Source organism: Lelliottia sp. 7254-16 (genome assembly GCF_002922995.1).
Classification (GTDB): Bacteria; Pseudomonadota; Gammaproteobacteria; order Enterobacterales; family Enterobacteriaceae; genus Enterobacter; species Enterobacter jeotgali.
In genome coordinates this window covers 138,906-158,401 of record NZ_PQVS01000009.1, presented here as the reverse complement: position 1 = coordinate 158,401, position 19,496 = coordinate 138,906, and the positions used below count along the sequence as shown (strand labels likewise).

General features: G+C 53.0%; 18 protein-coding genes and 1 tRNA gene. 10 read left to right on the top strand and 9 right to left on the bottom strand.

The genetic code is table 11. The features are described 5' to 3' along the window. Positions 1-38: 38 nt before the first annotated feature. The 4 genes from ada to mgtE all read left to right on the top strand — a co-directional run bounded on the left by ada (position 39) and on the right by mgtE (position 5,099). A complete protein-coding gene (gene ada, locus C3708_RS13890) occupies positions 39-1,103 on the top strand; it encodes a bifunctional DNA-binding transcriptional regulator/O6-methylguanine-DNA methyltransferase Ada (RefSeq protein WP_103949627.1) in 1,065 nt (354 codons plus the stop codon). Then, positions 1,103-1,753 carry a DNA oxidative demethylase AlkB gene (gene alkB, locus C3708_RS13885; RefSeq protein ID WP_103949626.1) on the top strand — a complete coding sequence of 217 codons (651 nt, stop codon included), beginning with the start codon at positions 1,103-1,105 and terminating at the stop codon, positions 1,751-1,753. The genes ada and alkB overlap by 1 nt, the downstream gene beginning before the upstream one ends. A gap of 76 nt (positions 1,754-1,829) precedes the next feature. After that, positions 1,830-3,473, top strand: a complete 1,644-nt coding sequence (locus C3708_RS13880) for a multidrug ABC transporter permease/ATP-binding protein (RefSeq protein ID WP_103949625.1) — start codon at positions 1,830-1,832, stop codon at positions 3,471-3,473. Positions 3,474-3,662: 189 nt separating this feature from the next. Next, complete coding sequence (gene mgtE / locus C3708_RS13875; protein ID WP_095282713.1) at positions 3,663-5,099, top strand: magnesium transporter; 1,437 nt, start codon at positions 3,663-3,665, stop codon at positions 5,097-5,099. Here mgtE and C3708_RS13870 read toward each other — a convergent pair. Further along, the gene (locus C3708_RS13870) at positions 5,062-6,315 is read right to left on the bottom strand and encodes a SulP family inorganic anion transporter (RefSeq protein ID WP_338091890.1); all 1,254 of its coding nucleotides are present in this window, start codon (positions 6,313-6,315) and stop codon (positions 5,062-5,064) included. The two genes, mgtE and C3708_RS13870, sit on opposite strands and share 38 nt — an antisense overlap. A gap of 238 nt (positions 6,316-6,553) precedes the next feature. Here C3708_RS13870 and mqo point away from each other — a divergent pair, with 238 nt between their 5' ends. Next, positions 6,554-8,209 (top strand): malate dehydrogenase (quinone), encoded by a 1,656-nt coding sequence (mqo, locus tag C3708_RS13865; RefSeq protein ID WP_103949623.1) that lies wholly within the window; start codon positions 6,554-6,556, stop codon positions 8,207-8,209. Between the two features lie 45 nt (positions 8,210-8,254). Here the strand turns inward: mqo and eco are convergent, their stop codons facing one another. Beyond that, a complete protein-coding gene (eco, locus tag C3708_RS13860) occupies positions 8,255-8,764 on the bottom strand; it encodes a serine protease inhibitor ecotin (protein ID WP_095282710.1) in 510 nt (169 codons plus the stop codon). Between the two features lie 203 nt (positions 8,765-8,967). On the opposite strand from eco, the gene C3708_RS13855 reads away from it, so the two are divergent. After that, on the top strand, positions 8,968-9,228 hold the full coding sequence (locus tag C3708_RS13855) for a DUF2534 family protein (protein ID WP_095282709.1): 261 nt from the start codon (positions 8,968-8,970) through the stop codon (positions 9,226-9,228). 367 nt (positions 9,229-9,595) lie between these two features. Further along, positions 9,596-10,576: a hypothetical protein gene (locus C3708_RS13850; protein ID WP_103949622.1), complete on the top strand. Its 981-nt coding sequence runs from the start codon at positions 9,596-9,598 to the stop codon at positions 10,574-10,576. A 45-nt stretch (positions 10,577-10,621) separates the two neighbouring features. Here the strand turns inward: C3708_RS13850 and C3708_RS13845 are convergent, their stop codons facing one another. The 5 genes from C3708_RS13845 to C3708_RS13825 all read right to left on the bottom strand — a co-directional run bounded on the left by C3708_RS13845 (position 10,622) and on the right by C3708_RS13825 (position 13,880). Beyond that, on the bottom strand, positions 10,622-11,281 hold the full coding sequence (locus C3708_RS13845) for a helix-turn-helix domain-containing protein (protein ID WP_157738411.1): 660 nt from the start codon (positions 11,279-11,281) through the stop codon (positions 10,622-10,624). Between the two features lie 79 nt (positions 11,282-11,360). Beyond that, positions 11,361-11,600, bottom strand: coding sequence for a DinI family protein (locus C3708_RS13840; RefSeq protein WP_103949621.1), 240 nt, complete (start codon positions 11,598-11,600; stop codon positions 11,361-11,363). 123 nt (positions 11,601-11,723) lie between these two features. After that, positions 11,724-11,800 (bottom strand) — tRNA-Pro (locus C3708_RS13835). 72 nt (positions 11,801-11,872) lie between these two features. Continuing rightward, positions 11,873-13,633 (bottom strand): LPS biosynthesis-modulating metalloenzyme YejM, encoded by a 1,761-nt coding sequence (yejM, locus tag C3708_RS13830; protein ID WP_095282705.1) that lies wholly within the window; start codon positions 13,631-13,633, stop codon positions 11,873-11,875. A 19-nt stretch (positions 13,634-13,652) separates the two neighbouring features. After that, the gene (locus C3708_RS13825; protein WP_095282704.1) at positions 13,653-13,880 is read right to left on the bottom strand and encodes a YejL family protein; all 228 of its coding nucleotides are present in this window, start codon (positions 13,878-13,880) and stop codon (positions 13,653-13,655) included. A gap of 134 nt (positions 13,881-14,014) precedes the next feature. On the opposite strand from C3708_RS13825, the gene yejK reads away from it, so the two are divergent. Then, on the top strand, positions 14,015-15,022 hold the full coding sequence (gene yejK / locus C3708_RS13820; protein ID WP_095282703.1) for a nucleoid-associated protein YejK: 1,008 nt from the start codon (positions 14,015-14,017) through the stop codon (positions 15,020-15,022). Positions 15,023-15,072: 50 nt separating this feature from the next. On the opposite strand, the gene rplY is transcribed toward yejK, so the two are convergent. Both rplY and C3708_RS13810 read right to left on the bottom strand, forming a co-directional pair. Next, positions 15,073-15,357: a 50S ribosomal protein L25 gene (gene rplY, locus C3708_RS13815; protein WP_095282702.1), complete on the bottom strand. Its 285-nt coding sequence runs from the start codon at positions 15,355-15,357 to the stop codon at positions 15,073-15,075. 123 nt (positions 15,358-15,480) lie between these two features. Continuing rightward, positions 15,481-17,241, bottom strand: coding sequence for a DEAD/DEAH box helicase (locus tag C3708_RS13810; RefSeq protein ID WP_103949620.1), 1,761 nt, complete (start codon positions 17,239-17,241; stop codon positions 15,481-15,483). 150 nt (positions 17,242-17,391) lie between these two features. Between C3708_RS13810 and rsuA the strand changes: the two genes are divergently transcribed. Continuing rightward, positions 17,392-18,099 carry a 16S rRNA pseudouridine(516) synthase RsuA gene (gene rsuA, locus C3708_RS13805; RefSeq protein WP_095282700.1) on the top strand — a complete coding sequence of 236 codons (708 nt, stop codon included), beginning with the start codon at positions 17,392-17,394 and terminating at the stop codon, positions 18,097-18,099. A gap of 15 nt (positions 18,100-18,114) precedes the next feature. Next, a complete protein-coding gene (locus C3708_RS13800) occupies positions 18,115-19,311 on the top strand; it encodes a Bcr/CflA family multidrug efflux MFS transporter (RefSeq protein ID WP_103949619.1) in 1,197 nt (398 codons plus the stop codon). Positions 19,312-19,496: the final 185 nt, after the last annotated feature.

Below are 19,496 nucleotides of genomic sequence, written 5' to 3'. Positions count from 1 at the left end.
CAGGCATTGTATGAGTATGCTTGTAAGAGGAGCCGATGATGAAAAACCTGACCCTGAATACAGATGAACAACGCTGGCTGGCTGTGCTGGCCCGCGATGTTAATGCCGATAACCAGTTTGTCTTTGCCGTCCAGACAACCGGCATCTATTGCCGTCCCTCCTGTCGGGCGCGTCACGCGCTGCGTAAGAATGTTCATTTCTATCCCGATTCTTTTCATGCCGAACAGGCAGGGTTTCGCCCCTGCAAACGCTGTGCGCCGGACAAAGCTGATCCACAGGCGCAAAAAATGGCCAAAATCGAAAGGGCCTGCCGCCTGCTGGAAAGTGATTCGACGCTAACCCTGAATGCACTTGCCGATCAGGTGGCGATGAGTCCGTTTCATTTTCACCGTCTGTTTAAATCGGTGACGGGCATGACGCCCAAAGCCTGGCAACAGGCGGCACGAGCCCGACGTTTGCGCACGTCTCTCACGGCGGGAGAAAAAATTACTGACTCAGTATTAGCCGCCGGATTCCCCGACAGCAGCAGCTATTATCGAAAAGCCGATGACGCGCTGGGGATGACGGCGAAACAGTATCGCAGCGGCGGAAGCGACGTGACCGTGCGCTACGCCATCAGCGACTGCGATCTGGGCCGTTGTCTGGTCGCAGAAAGCCAGCGTGGGATCTGCGCAATTCTGCTGGGCGATAATGATGATTCTTTGATCGAAGAAATCCACACGCTCTTTCCTCTGGCGCACTCAGAATCGCCAGAGGGTGAATTTGCAAAAAGGCTCCACCAGGTCATTAACAGCCTGGATAACAGCAGTAATACTTTGGCACTCCCGCTGGATATTCGCGGGACTGCGTTTCAGCAGCAGGTCTGGCAAACCCTGCGCTCTATACCTTGCGGTGAAACGGCCAGCTATCAGCAGATCGCCAGCGCTATCGGTAAACCGAAAGCCGTGCGGGCAGTCGCGAGCGCCTGTGCGGCAAATAAACTGGCAATCGTCATCCCCTGTCACCGCGTGGTGCGAAACGACGGCGCTCTGTCCGGCTATCGCTGGGGAACGGCGCGAAAAGCGCAGTTGTTGCAACGTGAAGCAAAAAACCAGGAGGAGTGATGCTGGATCTGTTTGCGGATAGCGATCCCTGGGAAGAGCCTTTAGCGCCCGGCGCGGTGATTTTGCGCCGCTTTGCTTTAGCACGCGCAGAGACCTTATTTCAGGGCATTGAAGCCGTAGCCGCTATTTCGCCGTTCCGCCACATGGTCACGCCGGGCGGCTACACGATGTCGGTGGCGATGACCAACTGTGGCAATCTGGGCTGGGCGACGAACGAAAGAGGATATCTCTATTCGCCCGTCGATCCCAAAACGGGTCATCAGTGGCCGAAAACACCTGAGGTTTTCAGTTCGCTGTGCTATGACGCAGCGGTTGCAGCAGGCTATCCGCATTTTCGGCCCGACGCCTGCCTGGTCAACCGCTACGCGCCAGGGGCGAAATTGTCGCTGCATCAGGATAAAGACGAGCCCGACCTGCGCGCGCCGATTGTGTCTGTTTCGCTGGGCCTGCCCGCTATCTTTCAGTTTGGCGGTTTACGTCGCAGCGATCCGCTTAAACGCCTGATGCTTGAACACGGCGATGTGGTGGTGTGGGGCGGAGAGTCACGGCTGTTTTATCACGGGATTCAACCCCTTAAACCCGGTGTGCATCCGCTGGCGGGGGAGTATCGCTATAATCTGACTTTCCGTCAGGCGGCTGATAGCGAATAAAAATAAGAATTATTCTTGATGTAACCGTCGGGCAGTTTACACTGCTGGCTGTTTTTTCTTGTCCGGATTGCTTTGCATGCAACTACTTCTCCTTGTCTGGCGTCAGTACCGCTGGCCGTTTGTCGCGGTCATGGCGCTCAGCCTTGCCAGCGCCGCGCTGGGCATTGGGCTTATCGCCTTTATTAACGTGCGTTTGATTGAAATGGTCGATACCCAACTGTCGGTTTTGCCGGAGTTTCTCGGCCTGCTGCTGCTATTAATGGCAGTCACCCTGGCCTCACAGCTGGCGCTGACGGCGTTGGGGCACCATTTTGTTTATCGCCTGCGTGGCGAATTTATCAAACGGATCCTCGACACCCAGGTTGAGCGTATCGAACAGCTGGGCAGTGCGTCATTGCTAGCGGGGCTGACCAGCGATGTGCGTGCCATTACCATCGCTTTCGTGCGCCTGCCGGAGCTGGTACAGGGCATCATTCTGACTTTCGGGTCAGCGGCTTATCTGGCGTGGCTGTCGACCAAAATGCTGGCCGTGACCGCAATCTGGATCGTAGTCACTATCTGGGGCGGCTATCTGCTGGTGTCGCGCGTGTACAAACACATGGCGGTGCTGCGCGAAACAGAAGACAAGCTCTATAACGATTATCAGGCGGTGCTGGAAGGGCGTAAAGAGTTGACGCTGAACCGCGAACGCGCCGAGCACATTTTCAATAATCTCTATATCCCGGATGCGCGCGAATATCGGCATCACATTATCCGCGCCGATACTTTCCACCTGAGCGCGGTGAACTGGTCGAATATCATGATGCTGGGCGCAATTGGTCTGGTGTTCTGGATGGCGAACAGCCTCGGATGGGCCGATACCAACGTGGCGGCGACCTACTCGCTGACGCTGCTGTTCCTGCGCACGCCGCTACTTTCTGCCGTTGGCGCACTGCCGACGCTGCTTAGCGCGCAGGTGGCGTTCAGAAAGCTCAATCAGTTTGCGCTGGCGCCGTTCCGCGCAGAATTCCCGCGCCCACAAGCCTTTCCGAACTGGAAAACGTTGGAACTGCGTAACGTCACTTTCCATTATCAGGACCATAATTTTGCGGTCGGCCCGGTGAATCTGACGATCAATCGTGGTGAACTGCTGTTCCTGATTGGTGGTAACGGTAGCGGGAAATCGACTCTGGCGATGCTCCTGACCGGGCTGTATCAACCGCAGTCGGGCGAAATTTTGCTGGATGGTCAAGCCGTGTCGGTCGAGAAGCCGGAGGATTATCGCAAACTCTTTTCTGCCGTCTTTACCGACGTGTGGCTATTCGACCAGCTGTTAGGTTCCGAAGGCAAACAGGCCGATCCTGAGCTGGTGGCAAAATGGCTTGAACAGCTGAAGATGTCCCATAAACTGGAACTACAGGACGGGAAAATCCTCAATCTCAAGCTGTCGAAAGGGCAGAAAAAACGCGTGGCGCTGCTGCTGGCGTTAGCGGAAGAGCGTGACATCATTTTGCTGGACGAATGGGCAGCCGATCAGGACCCGCACTTCCGCCGCGAGTTTTATCAGGTGTTGCTGCCATTGATGCAGGAAATGGGTAAGACTATTTTCGCCATCAGCCATGACGATCACTACTTCATTCACGCCGACCGCTTGCTGGAGATGCGTGACGGTCAGCTCAGTGAACTGACCGGCGACGAGCGCGATGCGGCGTCGCGGGATGCGGTGGCGCGAACCGCATAAACTGTTTTGCCCGGCGGCACTGCGTTTGCCGGGCCTACAAAACCGTAAGCCGGTTAAGGCGTAGCCACCACCCGGCACAAAACCTCTCACTATCCGCCGCTTTTTTATCCATTCCGGCTATTTGTTTATTATCATTTACATTCCCCCGCGCTATGCTTGATATCACCTTATTTCATGGATTTATGATTGATGTCGTTGATAAACAAAAACAGCGCAAGGCTGCGCGATCAGGAGCGTGCCCGACTTATCTGGCTCCTCACTACTGATAAAGCAGTCACGTCGGCGTTATTAGGTAAATTAACCCTGGCTGAGCAATATGACGTCGGTACCTTGTCCGACGATATTGCTGAGGTAGGGGCGCTGGTAGCCCATTTGCCGCCGCCGGATCTGGCGGATACCCTCGAATCTCTCCCCTCTGAAGAGCGTCATGCCCTATGGCGACTGGTGCAGGATCATGAACGTGGTCAGGTACTTCTGGAAGCTTCTGAAAACGTCTGGGACGATCTCATTGATGAGATGAGCGACCGGGAACTTCTTGATGCCGTACAGACCCTGGATATCGACGAACAGATCTACCTGGTCCAACACCTGCCGCGAAATCTGACTGGCCGGTTGCTGGCGTCGCTGCCAGCCGAAGAACGCGCCCGCGTGCGGCAGGTGATGAATTTCGATAAGGACAGCGTCGGCGCGATCATGGAATTCGAAGTGATCATGGTGCGCCCGGATGTCACGCTGGCAACCGTGCAGCGCTATCTGCGCCGACTGGGGAAAATGCCTGAGAACACCGATAAATTGTTTGTCACGGCGCGCGACAAAACGTTGCTCGGTGAGTTAACGCTGCAAACCATCCTGCTCAAAGGTACGCAGTGCCGGGTGAGTGAGGTTATGGAAACCCAGCCGATGGTTTTCTCACCCGAAGACGATGCGGAAAAAGCCGCGCGTACCTTCGAACGTGACAACCTGATCAGTGCCGCCGTGGTCGATTCTGTCGGCAAACTGATGGGCCGTGTGACGATCGATGAGATCGTTGATGTGGTGTACGAAGAAACCGACAACGATTTACGTGCGTTAGGCGGTTTAAGCGCCGAGGATGACGTTCACGCCTCCGTTGGTAAGGCGGTTAAAACGCGCTGGGCGTGGCTGGCCATTAACCTTTGCACCGCTTTTATTGCTTCTCGTGTGATCGACGGTTTCGAACATACCATTTCACAGCTGGTGGCGCTGGCCTCACTGATGCCCATTGTGGCGGGGATTGGCGGTAACACCGGTAATCAAACCATTACCATGATTGTACGTGCTCTGGCGCTGGAGAAAATCCAGCCCGGTAACTTCACGTTTCTGATCTTCAGAGAGATGGGCGTAGCGCTGATTAACGGCCTGGTCTGGGGCGGAATCATGGGCGGCATCACCTGGTGGCTTTACGACGATATGGCGCTGGGCGGGGTGATGATGCTGGCAATGGTGCTAAACCTGTTGGTGGCGTCGATGATGGGAGTCATTATCCCACTGGCTATGACCCGCTTTGGGCGCGACCCCGCAGTGGGGTCGAGCGTGATGATCACCGCCATTACCGATACCGGCGGCTTCTTTATTTTCCTTGGTCTGGCGACGATTTTCCTGCTTTAGCCCTATGTTTGTGTTTTAGGCGGGCAGGGATTATCGCCATCACGATAATTCCGCCCACTACGCCAATCGCCAGATTGCCGGTGAATACGGTGGCTGCAACGGTTACTAGCATCACCGCCGTTTCCGCGACTGGTACAGCCTTAACGGCTGCTGGCTGAACGCTGTGCCAGTTGAAGGTTTTGAACGCCACAATAGCCATGATACCGGCCAGCACCGCCATCGGGATTTTGGCCATCACTTCACTCAGTGCCGTCACCAGAAGCAGCAAAATAACCCCCGCAGCCAGCGTAGAGATACGGCTGCGACCTTTCCCCATCTCCACATTGACGATGGTTTGCCCGATCATCGCGCAACCGGCGATACCGCCATAAAAACCCGACATAATGTTCGCCACGCCCAGCCCGATGCTCTCCCGGCGCTTGCTGGACGGCGTCAAGGTCAGTTCATCAACCAGTTTCGCGGTCAGTAGCGATTCCATCAGACCGACAAACGCGGTACTCAATGCGCAGGGCCAGATAATGCTCAGGGTTTGCATATTCAACGGCACCAGCAGCTGCGTCAGGCCTGGCAAACCGCCGCTCATGGAACCTTCATCGCCGACGGTCGGCAGAATTTGCCCGCTGGTCACAGTGAATATCGTTAATATCACAATGGCGATCAGCGGCGAGGGAACACTTTTGATAAACCGTGGTGCCCAGATAACAATCAGCAATGTGAGCACAAACAGGCCGACGATCAGCGGGCTTTTGCTCCAGAAATGGGGAACCTGAGCAAAGAAAATTAAAACGCCAAGGGCGTTAACAAATCCGGTCATGACCGCTTGCGGAATAAAGCGCATCAGACGCGCCATGCCCAGTGCGCCAAACAGGATTTGAATGAGTCCGGCGAGGATCACCGCAGGCAGAATGTACTGCACGCCATGCTGATGCACCATCGGGCCGATCACCAGCGCGACGGAACCCGCAGCAGCCGTGACCATCGCCGGGCGACCGCCGAAAACGGACATCGCCAGACACAGCACCACTGACGCAATCAGGCTCACCTTCGGATCAACCCCGGCGACCACAGAAAACGAAATCACCTCGGGGATCAGCGCCAGTGCGGTAATCACACCCGCTAATGTTTCTCGCATAAACAATTTGGGGGAGCGCAAAACGCTCGCCACACGGCCATCGTCAGGCGTCAGGGCAGGAGAGTGGGGTAATGACATAGGCATTCACTGGTTAGGGCAGGCTTCCGTGCGCGCGATCACAAAGTGCAGCATAGTAGCCACAAAAACCTCGCCTTGCCAGCCGCCTCTGTGGGTATCCCAACAATAATCCCAACATTTAATTTCACAATTACAATAATTTCTTAACCTTTAAACAATGTTTAAAAATTGTTAAGTTTGCCCCGCAGTTTATTTCACCTGCAATTTCCACCTAAAAAGCACGACTACAAGTAAGGCATAAATGATGAAAAAAATGACTGCCATGCTCTTTTCTATGGCCGTAGGGCTGAGCGCCATCTCGATGGCGGCGAAAGCTGATACCCCGAAAGAGCAGGAAACGGACGTCCTTTTAATTGGCGGCGGCATTATGAGCGCCACTCTGGGCACCTACTTACAAGAATTGCAGCCAGACTGGTCGATGACCATGGTTGAGCGCCTCGACGGCGTCGCGAAAGAGAGTTCGAACGGCTGGAATAACGCCGGTACGGGCCACTCGGCACTCATGGAACTGAACTATACCCCGCAGAAAAAGGACGGTTCCATTAGTATCGAGAAGGCGGTGGAGATCAATGAAGCATTCCAGATCTCCCGCCAGTTCTGGTCGCATCAGGTCAACAGCGGCGTGATGCACGATCCGCACTCGTTCATTAACACCGTTCCGCACATGAGCTTTGTCTGGGGCGACGATAACGTCAATTTCCTGCGCGCGCGCTATGCGGCACTCCAGCAGAGCAGCCTGTTCCGCGGCATGAAATATTCTGAAGATCATGCTCAGATCAAAGAGTGGGCGCCGCTGGTGATGGAAGGTCGCGACCCGAATCAGAAAGTGGCCGCCACGCGCACTGAGATCGGTACGGACGTGAACTACGGCGAAATCACCCGTCAGCTGGTGGGCGCTCTGCAGAAAAAAGACAATTTCAAACTGCAGGTCAGCACCGAAGTGCGCGGTTTCAAGCGCAATGCGGATAACAGCTGGAGCGTGACAGTCGCCGATCTGAAAAACAACGAAGCCGAGCACGTGATCAAGGCGAAGTTTGTCTTTATCGGTGCCGGTGGCGCAGCGCTGAAACTGCTGCAGGAGTCTGGTATTCCCGAAGCGGACGATTATGCAGGCTTCCCGGTTGGCGGCCAGTTCCTGGTATCTGATAACCCGGAAGTGGTGAATCGCCATCTGGCGAAAGTGTACGGTCAGGCCTCTGTTGGCGCACCGCCAATGTCTGTTCCGCACATCGATACCCGTATTCTGGACGGTAAACGCGTGGTGCTGTTTGGGCCGTTCGCGACCTTCTCCACTAAATTCCTGAAAAATGGTTCCCTGTGGGATCTGCTCAGCTCCACGACCACCTCTAACTTTATGCCGATGGTGGACGTGGGCCTGGATAACTTCGATCTGGTGAAATACCTGATTAGCCAGGTGATGCTGTCCGATGATGACCGCTTCGCTGCCCTGCAAGAGTATTACCCGCAGGCTAAGAAAGCCGACTGGCGCTTGTGGCAGGCGGGCCAGCGCGTGCAGATTATTAAACGCGATCCGAAAGAGGGTGGTGTACTGCGCCTCGGTACCGAAGTGGTGAGCGACAAAGACGGCACCATTGCGGCGCTGCTTGGCGCATCGCCTGGTGCATCAACTGCCGCACCGATCATGCTGCATCTGATGGAAAAAGTGTTTAAAGACAAAGTCGCCAGCCCGGAATGGCAGGCGAAGCTGAAAACGATTATTCCTTCTTATGGCACTAAGCTGAACGGGAATGTTGCCGCGACGGAACAAGAGCTGGAATACACCAGCGGCGTTCTGCAGCTTAAATACGAAAAACCGCAGGCAGCGGATGCGGCTCCACAGGCGCAACCGCAGGCAAAACCTCAGCCGGAATCTAAACCGGTCGCGGATATTGCCCTCTGAGTTAACGCAATACAAAAAGGCCGGGTATCGCTACCCGGCCTTTTTTTAACGCACGACGGCGTTTTCGACTTTTTCGTCTGCTTTCCAGACTCGGTATTTCACGTCGATATTCTCAGGCGTGTAGACCACAATCGGTAATTTACTGTTGTAGCGCAGCAGGCTGTTATCACCCAGATAGGCCGTCACGAACTGCTGAGTTTTCTTGCCATCCGGGCAGGCCATCATGGTTGAAACCGGTGACGTCACGTTATCAAACACGTAGTAGTCATAGCCCCAGCCTTCGAGGGTTTTGCTCTCCAGTTTGCCACCCAGGCGATGACGGTTACAGTCCACTTCCAGGTTTTGCCCAATCAACAGCTCGACTTTAAACGCCGATTCATCTTCCTGAACCGGGAGTTGGATGACCTGGCGCTTCATGCCTTTTTCCGCCTGCGGATACGGCGCAGTCTTTTCAAGAGGCTGTGGCTTCTGCGTTTCGCTGGCGAAAGCGCTGGTGCTCATGCAGGCAGCGGTCAGAAGGGCAATGGCAAATTTAGGTGTGTTTTTCACATTCATTCCTTTTATGTCAAACAATCGATGCAAGATTAGCATAGCGCAGGCCAGTGCTTGGTTTGATTTACTTATATTTTGATTTCATAAGGTGGATTGAACTGCTTTGGTGGCGATGGTGCAGATTTAAATGCTGATATGGAATGAAAAGGACGATCGTGTTAGGGTAAGCGGAAATAATGTTATTCATCTGTAAAGGAAAGAGAGACATGGTCCGCGAAAAACTTAACACTCCGCAAGGCAGGAAGTTTTTACTGGCGCTGTTTGTGGTGTTTTTGATTGCCGCAGCTGGCGTTGGGCGAGCGACAATTGTCGGCGTGATTGAGCAGTACAACATTCCGCTCTCGCAGTGGACCACCAGCATGTATGTGCTGCAGTCTGCGATGATCTTTGTTTACAGTCTGGTATTTACGGTCCTTCTGGCTATTCCCCTTGGGATCTTTTTCCTCGGCGGCCCCGATAAGCGCTAAACACGAATACCTGATAGAAGAAGCCAGCCTGTGAGTTGGCTTTTTTATGCCTGATTGTTAGCTAATATCGTTTTATCATCGTTAAAAAGTTACTCATGCGTTAAGTTGTTTAATGTCAGAAATATATTTAATTAACACCTATTATGTATACATTAAATAATGGCCATCCTATAAAAAACTTTCATTTATTGTATTCGTTGAGATGATTGCTTTCATTTTGTAATAACTCTATTCTTTGTCATACAAATCTAATTCACACAGTAATAGATTTAATGTAAACATTTTCAGCCCCACGAATAATGATGAAATTTTTAACGCATTTAATCTATGCGGGATTTTCTATTAAATAAATTTGATGAGTAATGCAATGAATAAAACAATTATTTCTCTGGTGGTACTTTCTGCTTTATCGATGTCTGCGCATGCAATGTCTATTGCGGATGCTGATGCAGAAGTCGCTCGCTCTGAGCGAGCCGTAGAATCTGCCCATGAGCAAGTTATTCACAATATACACAGTGTCTCTCATACGACGATGCAAGACGATCGCGATTTAATGAATGCTGCAGGTGAAATGCGTGCTCAGGCGTATGCTGACCAGCGTGCGGCAGTACAAGAAGCGCAGAATAAACAAGACACCGCTGATAAAGCTGAGATGATTGCAGAGCGAGATGCCAGAACGGCTGCAGCTCGTTTAAATACGCCGTCTGCAACGGCCAGCCGAAGCCTTGGCTGGACGATGGCGCCGGGTATCATCAAAGAATCCAACCCTGAAGGGCATCCCACTCATCAGGTTGACCCGATGGACCCTCACCACTGGACGCAAACGCCAGGCGTTGTGAAAGAGAGTAATCCGGCGGGGCATCCAACCCATCAAATTGGGCCAGCGACTCGTCTTGATAGTAGTACTGCGGATCATCAGGCAGCTAAAGCTGCGGCGAAAGCAGCAATGGCCCAACATAAGGCTGAGTTGTCTCAATACGGAATAAAACAGTCTGGCACCGCGACGTATTCAGAGCCTGCTCATGCGGTTAGCTATTCAGGCACCTCTTCTCGTCCAAATACCGGGGCGACAATCAACGTTGCCGCCAATACTCTTAAACCTGACACCCTCATTCAGGTTACCGATCGCACAACTGGTCGCAAAAGCGTGGTAAAAGCATCAACTCTGACGCCGTCTACTCAGATTAGCGTGCCGTTCCACGACGTTTTCCAGCATTCCGTAAAAGGTGGTAACAGCCATGAGAACGCCGTTTCTCACGGTGATCACGGCACGGGTACGGGTGCTGACAATGCGCATGACCACGCTTTTGGTGGACATGACGGTGCCGGTGGTGGATTCCATATGTAATTGCCGCGTTAGTAAAATTAAAAAGGCCATTAGTTGATGGCCTTTTTAATCGTTGCGATGTGAGTTCTGCTCATCATTAATAAAAATAAGCACCCCTCTCTGGATCCCAATGATGTTTTCTTTTTTCATGTCTGCCAGAATCCCCATCACGCCACTGCGTGACAGTGCCGTTTTTTCAATAATATATTTGCAGGCATTCGTTTTCAGGCGATATTGTTCATTCTCGTTCATCAAATCAAACAGACAGTCACGAATGATATCGCGTGAACGAAGCCCGATACTATGATTACTCAGAGTGGAATGTAATCCCATAATATACAGAAGATAATTACTGTAGTCCTCCCATAACTTCTGCTCTCTGATTATCGTCATCGCACTTTTATATGGCAGGATAGCGACTTTGACCGCCGTTGCACTCATTAAATGGAATGCGTTTCCCATATAGTCTGGATGTGATATCCCCGCCACAAATGGCGCTTTCAATGTTCCTTTTAGAATGCCGTCATCGATGCGGGAAATATCGACCAGACCCTCGAGCAGTATTAAGCATGCCCGTTCTCCCTTGCGATCAAGATGAAGGAGACGATTAGCGGAAAAGTGTTCAATTTCTGCATGCGGAAGGAAGTGGTGAATCAGGCTGTCAATCTGAGCGAAAGGCTTAAAACGTGTCAGAGTGTGGAGCGGCATGACGACTTTGGGATTCATGATGTTGCCCATCAGCTGTTTACATCATTATTGCAGAAGTTATAAAGCGCGCAATCACGCGCTAAATCTGCACTAAGAATTACTCAGAAACCATCCACATATCGGCTTCTTCAAACATTTCTTCGAGCATTCGGTTGAGCTTTTCACGATCGCTTTTGCTGGCATCGCTGTTTAATCCGTTAGCTTGCATGGGTTTAACCTTCACGACGGCATCCGGGAAAATCCGATGCACACGCTTTGTTAATTCATTCAGAATAATGTCACTCGCGCCGGGTAAACCTGCAACGTTGCGCTTGTCATACACCAGTTCAACAAACATAACTGCCTCATGATAACTGTTTTTATGTACAGTATTTTCACTGTAAAATGGGTGAGAGTCAAGCGGCGTGGATATGCAGGTATAAAAAAACCAACCGTAAAAGGTTGGTTTTTTTATATGTTTTGGTCGGCACGGAGAGATTTGAACTCTCGACCCTCGCCACCCCATGACGATGCGCTACCAGGCTGCGCTACGTGCCGACGTATGAAAAAGATACTACCTGTTTGCTTATTGATTGCAAGTCCGTACAGCGCTAATTGATTTAAAATTAATCAGTTAGCGATAAACCGTTTCTCATCGGTTAGTACTTGCAACAGCAGACTAAGCTGTGGTTTTTGGTCGTGTATCTTCTCACCCTGCAGGTTGTATGTCTGGTAATTCCCGTTGCTGTTCAGCACCAGAGTCAGCATAGGCGTTGTTACCGCCAGCGTATTTCCGCTGGCTGCCGTTACCCAGTTATGGCGACGCGTGGCGCTAAACAGGTCTTGCCCCTGTGAGTATTCATTAGCCGGGGTGCTGACATGCAGCAAACGTTGCATCAGCGTGGTCATTACATCTTTGTGTTCCGTCAGCATATTGATGCGCTGCGCGGGCGTGCCCGGCCAGTGAACCACGAGTGGCACGTGCAGGTTAGGGCGAGTCCAGTTCATGTCATTCGCTTCATCACCCAGCGGTACGCCGTGGCCCGCGGTAATAATGACTACCGTATTGTCCAGTTTGCCGGATTCGCGCAATGCCGTAATGACCCGTGCAATCTGAGTGTCGACATCGCCAGCTGCGCGGGCGTAGCGGCGAACAAAGCCTTTTTGATTGCTGTCATTAAGCGTGGTGCCGTTGAATGCTACCCATGAGAACCAGCGGTTATCTTCTTGCGCATAACGGTTAAGCCAGTTAACCCACTGACCGGCGGTTTGTTCGTCGGACTGATTTTTTGCCGCAGGCAGAGAGAAATCAGACAGCAGTGCCTGGCGATAGAGCGGGCTACTGAAACCGTCAGATGAGAACAGCCCAAGCTGATAACCCTGTTGGTTCAGAGACGTAATCAGCGCCGCAGGGGTACGCGAGGAAAGTACGCCGTCCATATAGCCTGCGGAAATACCGTAGAACAGACCAAAAATCCCGGCATCGGTGTTATTACCCGAACTCATATGCTGCGTGAAATTGATGTTTTGTTCAGCGAATTGTGCCAGCGCAGGCATCTGCTTCTCGTAGCGAGAATAGTTCAATCCATCGACGGTAATGAGCAGAACGTTCTGGCCCTGGCCCATATCGCGATAGCGCAATTCACTCAGCGGATACTGAACCGACACCGCTTCCGGATTGCCTTGTTCTACCAGACGACGCTGGTATTCCTGGGCATCCAGTAGACCGTGTTTCTCAAGGAAACGACGGGCCGTCATTGGATAAGAGAGCGGCAGGTTGGCGCGCTGCATGGTAATCGGGCGATAGAAGTTCGCATCTGCCCAGATGTACATAATGTGTGAGCTGATAAACGCCACAAAAAACAGGGCGGCAATCGGCTGCGCGTAGTGACGACGTCGGGTCAGGCTACGCAGTTTTTGCCAGCTCCAGGTGGCAAACAGCATCTCAATCAGCAGGATAATCGGCACGCTGATAAACATCAGCTGCCAGTCACGTGCGGTTTCGTTCTGGTCGGGATTGATCACCAGTTCCCAGACGATCGGATTGAGATGGAGATGAAAACGGGTGAAAACTTCACTGTCGATCAGCAACAGGGTCATGCCGACAGTGGCAAGGATGGCGGATAAGAACCGCATCAGCCGCTGCGACATCACAATAAACGTCAGAGGGAACAGAATCAGCAGATAGGTGGCGAAAACCAAAAAGCTAAAGTGCCCGACAACGCTTATCCAGGAGTAAATACGCCCGGTCAACGTCGTCGGCCAGTCGGCCACTAACAGATAACGGCTGCCGAGCACCATGGCCAACAGAATGTTGAACAAGGCGAACCAGTGCCCCCAGCTAACCATCTGGGAGACTTTTTCACGGTAGCGCTGACGATTCGTCACCATAGACTGTCGTTCGTTTCCCTTAGTGCGCCTGGTCGTCGCTCACTGAAGACTGCAAAGCCTGGGCGAATGATTTTGCGATCGCCTGACGTTGAGCCGGAGCAACGCTGGTATTGATAAGGTTGGTGACCATATTTCCCAAAACCATCAGGGAAAGATCGGTCGGCGTTTTATGTTTTTCAAGTACGTTGACCATCTCACTGAGGAGTTGTTCAACGTGTTCATCACTATAGCGGGAATGTTGTGGCATAAATCGAAATCAGTTTGTTGATGAAAGGGCAACATATTACCGTAGCAACAGCTTTTTTTCCCCTTTTTTATCTTCTATTGCACACATGCGTGGGTGGTGGTTGAATACCGCCCGGTCTTAAAGGAGAGTTTATCATGAGTCTGGATATCAACCAGATTGCCTTGCACCAGCTTATCAAGCGCGATGAGCAAACCCTGGAGCTGGTGCTTCGCGATTCGTTACTGGAATCTACGCCTACCGTTACGGAAATGATGGCGGAGCTGCATCGCGTCTACAGCGCGAAAAATAAAGCCTACGGCATGTTCAACGAAGAGAGTGAACTGGCCGAAAGCCTGCGTCTGCAACGCAAGGGCGACGAAGATTTCCTGGCGTTTAGCCGCGCGGCGACCGGTCGTCTGCGTGACGAGCTGGCAAAATATCCATTTGCTGACGGCGGGATTGTCCTGTTCTGCCAGTATCGCTATCTGGCCGTTGAGTATTTGTTGATAACGGTTCTCAGTAATCTGAGCAGCATGCGCGTTAACGAGCAAATGGATATCAGCTCCACCCACTATCTGGATATTAATCACGCCGACATTGTGGCGCGTATCGATTTGACCGAATGGGAAACCAATCCGGAATCAACGCGCTATCTGACGTTCCTGAAAGGGCGCGTGGGCCGCAAAGTTGCCGATTTCTTTATGGATTTCCTCGGAGCTACCGAAGGTCTGAACGCCAAAGCGCAGAACAAAGGGCTGTTACAGGCTGTGGACGATTTCACTGCCGAAGCGCAGCTCGATAAATCTGAGCGCCAGAACGTGCGTCAGCAGGTTTATAGCTACTGCAACGAACAGCTGCAGGCCGGGGAAGAGATCGAACTGGAATCCCTGTCGAAAGAGCTGTCGGGCGTCAGCGAAGTCAGCTTCCACGAATTTACGGCGGATAAAGGCTACGAGCTGGAAGAGAGTTTCCCGGCGGATCGCAGTACGCTGCGTCAGCTCACCAAGTTTGCCGGTAGTGGTGGTGGATTAACGGTGAATTTCGATGCCATGCTGCTGGGCGAGCGCATTTTCTGGGACCCGGCGACGGATACGTTGACCATCAAAGGTACCCCGCCGAACCTGCGCGATCAGCTGCAACGCCGGACTTCTGGCGGTAAATAACAGCCATAAAAAAACCCCGCGATGCGGGGTTTTTCTCAACTTGTTGGCGATTAAGCGCGAACGAAGTCGACGTGAGACAGTTTTGGCTTGAACGGGTGACGCTGAACAGCCTGAACTTTCACTTTTTCTTCTTTACCATCGAAAACGATAGTCAGAACTTCAGTGTAGAACCCTTCTTTAGTCTGCTGGTTCCAGACTTTGTCCTGGTCCAGTTCGATTGCGACTGGAGCAGCATCGCCACCATAGATGATAGCCGGGAACTTGTTAGCTGCGCGCAGGCGGCGGCTCGCACCCTTACCCTGCACAGAACGTACTTCTGCATTGATAGTAAACATTGATTTCTCTCTGTAAATAAGTCCTGCTACAGGCGACCCAGCAGCAGGTGAGTGTTCTGCCTCACGGATGTGAAGCGGGCGGCATTTTATACTCAAACGCCTTTCACATCAATCAAAAGTCCCTTAACCGCGCAATTCATTGGCCCGGCGGAAGCGTCCTTCGTAATCGAACACCTTTTCGCGCACCTGCCAGAACTGGCCTTTTTTACGTGCGACAACAAAATCAGGATGACGCAACAGCGCCTGATGATGAACGATATCAGCGGCGGTAATCCAGCGCAGAGGCACCCCTGGCGTGCGGGTGTGCGGGCGTATAAAGAGCTGCTCAAAGGCCATGCGCTGGGCGGGTGTATGCAGACGGAAACGTTCGCTGACGTCTGCGCCATCTTCATCGTAGTAGGTGATTTTCAGCCATTCGCCTTTCTCGTCGGCACCGGTTTGCAGTGCCATGCCGGAGCAGCGCAGCACCAGCGCGTCTTTGAGTTTCAGCGCGGCTTTCAGCATATCGTCGGGGTCGACCAGCACCGTATCGCACTCGCGACAGCGCCGCGCGGCGATGTCATTTTCAGCGTTACATTGCGGGCAATTTTTAAAGCGGAAGCGATAATCGCACTGCTCGCGATGGCCGTCGTCATCTTCAAACCAGCCCTGACAGCGGCGGCCAAAATGTTCAATCAGCGTGCCATCGGCGGTGGTTTTCCCCCAGAAAGTATTGGCGAAACCGCATCCTGGACAAAATACCTGCACCGGAACGTTACCGCTTTTGCCTTTTGGCGTACCTACCTCGGGCGAATAGAGATCGTGCGGATTCCCGGCGTAATCCAGAATCAGGCAGTCGGTCTTGCCGGGAGCCAGCCGTAGCCCACGCCCGACAATCTGCTGATACAGGCTGACGGATTCGGTTGGGCGCAAAATGGCAATCAAATCGACGTGTGGGGCGTCAAAGCCGGTGGTCAGTACCGAAACGTTGACCAGATAGCGGAACTGCTGCGCCTTAAACGCGTCAATGAGCTTGTCGCGCTCAGGTCCCGGTGTTTCGCCGGTGATCAGCGCCGCGTCGTTAGCAGGGAGCAGGCCGGTCACTTCCCTGGCATGTTCGACGGTAGCCGCGAAAATCATCACCCCTTTGCGCGTCTGGGCGAACTCCTCAATCTGACTGATGATGTGCGGCGTGATGCGCTGCTGTTTTTTCAGCTCCTGATTCATGTCCGCTTCGCTGAACAGACCGTTACTCTGGGCCTGCAACCGGCTGAAATCATACTGAACGACGGGCATATCAAGACGCTCAGGCGGCGTAAGGTAGCCATGTTTGATCATGTAGCGCAGCGGCAGTTCATAGATGCAGTCGCGGAACAGCGCTTTTTCGTCACCGCGCACCATGCCGTGATAGTGGAACTGATAAATCCAGCCTTTGCCAAGGCGAAACGGTGTGGCGGTCAGCCCAAGCAGACGCACCTGCGGGTTCACCTCTTTCAGGTGGTTGAGGATTTGCTGATACTGGCTTTGGTCGTCATCGCTGATGCGATGGCACTCATCGACAATCAATAGCGAGAATTCACTGCGAAAATGCGGCAGATTTCGCGCCACCGACTGCACGCTACCGAACACCACTTTGCCGTGGCTCTCTTTACGCTTCAGCCCGGCAGCGAAGATATCGGCCTCCAGACCCAGCGCGCAGTATTTGGCGTGGTTTTGCGCCACCAGCTCTTTGACGTGAGCCAGCACCAGCACGCGGCCTCGCGCCAGTCGCGCCAGTTCGGCTATCACCAGGCTTTTACCCGCCCCGGTGGGCAGGACGATGGCCGCAGGATCTGTGTGTTTGCGAAACCAGGCTAAGGTGGCGTCAACGGCTTCCTGCTGATAGGGGCGAAGTGTAAAAGTCATGGGCTCTCTAATTTGTTATCTCGCACATAGTATGCCACGAAACTTTTTCCCTTGAGTGGCGCAACCAGACCGCTATACTGGACAGTTCTTGACTGCTTCTTTTTCGGACATGTTGTCCGACTTCCAGCACCATAAAGGCTATAAGATTTCATGCGACTTGATAAGTTTATCGCTCAGCAACTCGGCGTAAGCCGCGCTATTGCCGGGCGTGAAATTCGCGCCAGCCGCGTTACCGTGGATGGCGATATTGTGAAAGACAGTTCTTTCAAACTCCTGCCAGAACATGACGTGGAGTTCGACGGCAACACGTTGGCTCAGCAGAACGGCCCGCGCTACTTCATGCTCAACAAGCCGGTAGGGTACGTGTGCTCTACGGACGACCCGGATCATCCGACGGTGCTCTATTTCCTCGATGTACCGGTGGCGCACAAGCTGCATGCGGCGGGGCGTCTGGATATCGACACCACCGGCCTGGTGCTGATGACCGACGACGGTCAGTGGTCGCACCGCATTACCTCTCCGCGTCATCACTGCGAAAAAACCTATCTGGTCACGCTCGAATCGCCGGTGTCTGACGATACCGCCGAGCAGTTTACCCAGGGGGTGCAACTGCACAACGAGAAAGATCTCACCAAACCTGCAGTGCTGGAAGTGATCACCCCGACCGAAGTACGCCTTACCATCAGCGAAGGTCGTTATCATCAGGTGAAACGTATGTTCGCTGCTGTGGGTAACCGCGTGGTCGGCTTGCACCGCGAGCGCATCGGTGAGATTGCCCTTGATCCCGAGCTTGAACCCGGTGAATACCGCCCGTTGACGGAAGAAGAAATTGCCAGCGTTGGCATGACTTCCCGCTAATTTCAGGAGCACACTGTGACCACCAGGCCACACTCATCAATCAGCATCGTGTTTATCCTTGGTCTGCTGGCCATGTTGATGCCGCTGTCTATCGACATGTACCTGCCTGCACTGCCGGTGATTTCCGCGCAGTTTGGCGTACCGGCCGGCAGCGCGCAAATGACGCTCAGCACCTATATCCTCGGTTTTGCCGTTGGCCAATTGTTGTATGGCCCGATGGCGGACAGCATTGGCCGCAAGCCGGTGATCCTCGGGGGAACGCTGGTGTTTGCGGGTGCGGCGGTGGCCTGTGCGCTGGCGCAGACGATCGATCATCTGATTATCATGCGTTTCTTCCACGGTCTGGCGGCTGCGGCGGCGAGCGTGGTGATAAATGCCCTGATGCGCGATATCTATCCGAAGGAAGAGTTCTCGCGCATGATGTCTTTCGTCATGCTGGTGACCACCATCGCGCCGCTGTTGGCTCCGATGATTGGTGGCGCAGTATTGGTATGGTTTAGCTGGCACGCGATTTTCTGGATTCTGGCGATTGCCGCGCTGCTGGCCTCAGCGATGATTTTCTTCTTTATCGATGAAACTTTGCCGGTGGAACGTCGGCAGAAGTTTCATATTCGCACCACTATCGGAAACTTTGCGTCGTTGTTTCGTCATAAACGCGTCCTGAGCTACATGCTGGCGAGCGGCTTCAGCTTTGCGGGAATGTTTTCCTTCCTGAGCGCCGGTCCGTTCGTGTACATCGAAATCAACCACGTCTCACCGCAGCATTTCGGCTACTACTTCGCGCTAAACATCGTGTTCCTGTTTGTGATGACCATCATTAACAGCCGCTTTGTCCGTCGGGTTGGGGCCATCAATATGTTCCGCGCGGGGCTGTGGATCCAGTTTGTAATGGCTATCTGGATGGTGCTAACCGCTTTCTTTGGCATCGGTTTCTGGGCGCTGGTGGTCGGTGTAGCGGCGTTTGTCGGCTGTGTGTCGATGGTGTCATCCAACGGCATGGCGGTAATTCTCGACGAGTTTCCTCACATGGCGGGAACCGCATCGTCCCTGGCGGGGACATTCCGTTTCGGCATTGGCGCGATTGTCGGTGCGCTGCTCTCAATGGCGACGTTTAACACCGCCTGGCCGATGATTTGGTCGATCGCGTTTTGCGCCACCAGTTCGATTCTTTTCTATCTCTACGCCAGTCGGCCACGAAAATCGGCAAGCTGATGAAGAAAAGGGGCCAATGCGGCCCCTTTTTTTGACGCTCGTCAACCAAACTCTCGTTTGTTTACCCCTTGTTTGTTTCTTTTATGTAAAATCTATTTATGTAAAAAGTCACATCGTTGTAGTTAAAAAGGTTGAGTTAGATCGCAGAAACGGGTACATATAGCGCCAAAGCGAGCCTGTAACTC

Excerpts from the sequence above, each read along its gene's own strand:
- ada (WP_103949627.1), top strand. The coding sequence starts at position 39 with ATGAAAAACCTGACCCTGAATACAGATGAACAACGCTGGCTGGCTGTG.
- alkB (WP_103949626.1), top strand. The coding sequence starts at position 1,103 with ATGCTGGATCTGTTTGCGGATAGCGATCCCTGGGAAGAGCCTTTAGCG.
- C3708_RS13880 (WP_103949625.1), top strand. The coding sequence starts at position 1,830 with ATGCAACTACTTCTCCTTGTCTGGCGTCAGTACCGCTGGCCGTTTGTC.
- mgtE (WP_095282713.1), top strand. The coding sequence starts at position 3,663 with ATGTCGTTGATAAACAAAAACAGCGCAAGGCTGCGCGATCAGGAGCGT.
- C3708_RS13870 (WP_338091890.1), bottom strand. The coding sequence starts at position 6,315 with ATGCCTATGTCATTACCCCACTCTCCTGCCCTGACGCCTGACGATGGC.
- mqo (WP_103949623.1), top strand. The coding sequence starts at position 6,554 with ATGAAAAAAATGACTGCCATGCTCTTTTCTATGGCCGTAGGGCTGAGC.
- eco (WP_095282710.1), bottom strand. The coding sequence starts at position 8,764 with ATGAATGTGAAAAACACACCTAAATTTGCCATTGCCCTTCTGACCGCT.
- C3708_RS13855 (WP_095282709.1), top strand. The coding sequence starts at position 8,968 with ATGGTCCGCGAAAAACTTAACACTCCGCAAGGCAGGAAGTTTTTACTG.
- C3708_RS13850 (WP_103949622.1), top strand. The coding sequence starts at position 9,596 with ATGAATAAAACAATTATTTCTCTGGTGGTACTTTCTGCTTTATCGATG.
- C3708_RS13845 (WP_157738411.1), bottom strand. The coding sequence starts at position 11,281 with ATGAATCCCAAAGTCGTCATGCCGCTCCACACTCTGACACGTTTTAAG.
- C3708_RS13840 (WP_103949621.1), bottom strand. The coding sequence starts at position 11,600 with ATGTTTGTTGAACTGGTGTATGACAAGCGCAACGTTGCAGGTTTACCC.
- yejM (WP_095282705.1), bottom strand. The coding sequence starts at position 13,633 with ATGGTGACGAATCGTCAGCGCTACCGTGAAAAAGTCTCCCAGATGGTT.
- C3708_RS13825 (WP_095282704.1), bottom strand. The coding sequence starts at position 13,880 with ATGCCACAACATTCCCGCTATAGTGATGAACACGTTGAACAACTCCTC.
- yejK (WP_095282703.1), top strand. The coding sequence starts at position 14,015 with ATGAGTCTGGATATCAACCAGATTGCCTTGCACCAGCTTATCAAGCGC.
- rplY (WP_095282702.1), bottom strand. The coding sequence starts at position 15,357 with ATGTTTACTATCAATGCAGAAGTACGTTCTGTGCAGGGTAAGGGTGCG.
- C3708_RS13810 (WP_103949620.1), bottom strand. The coding sequence starts at position 17,241 with ATGACTTTTACACTTCGCCCCTATCAGCAGGAAGCCGTTGACGCCACC.
- rsuA (WP_095282700.1), top strand. The coding sequence starts at position 17,392 with ATGCGACTTGATAAGTTTATCGCTCAGCAACTCGGCGTAAGCCGCGCT.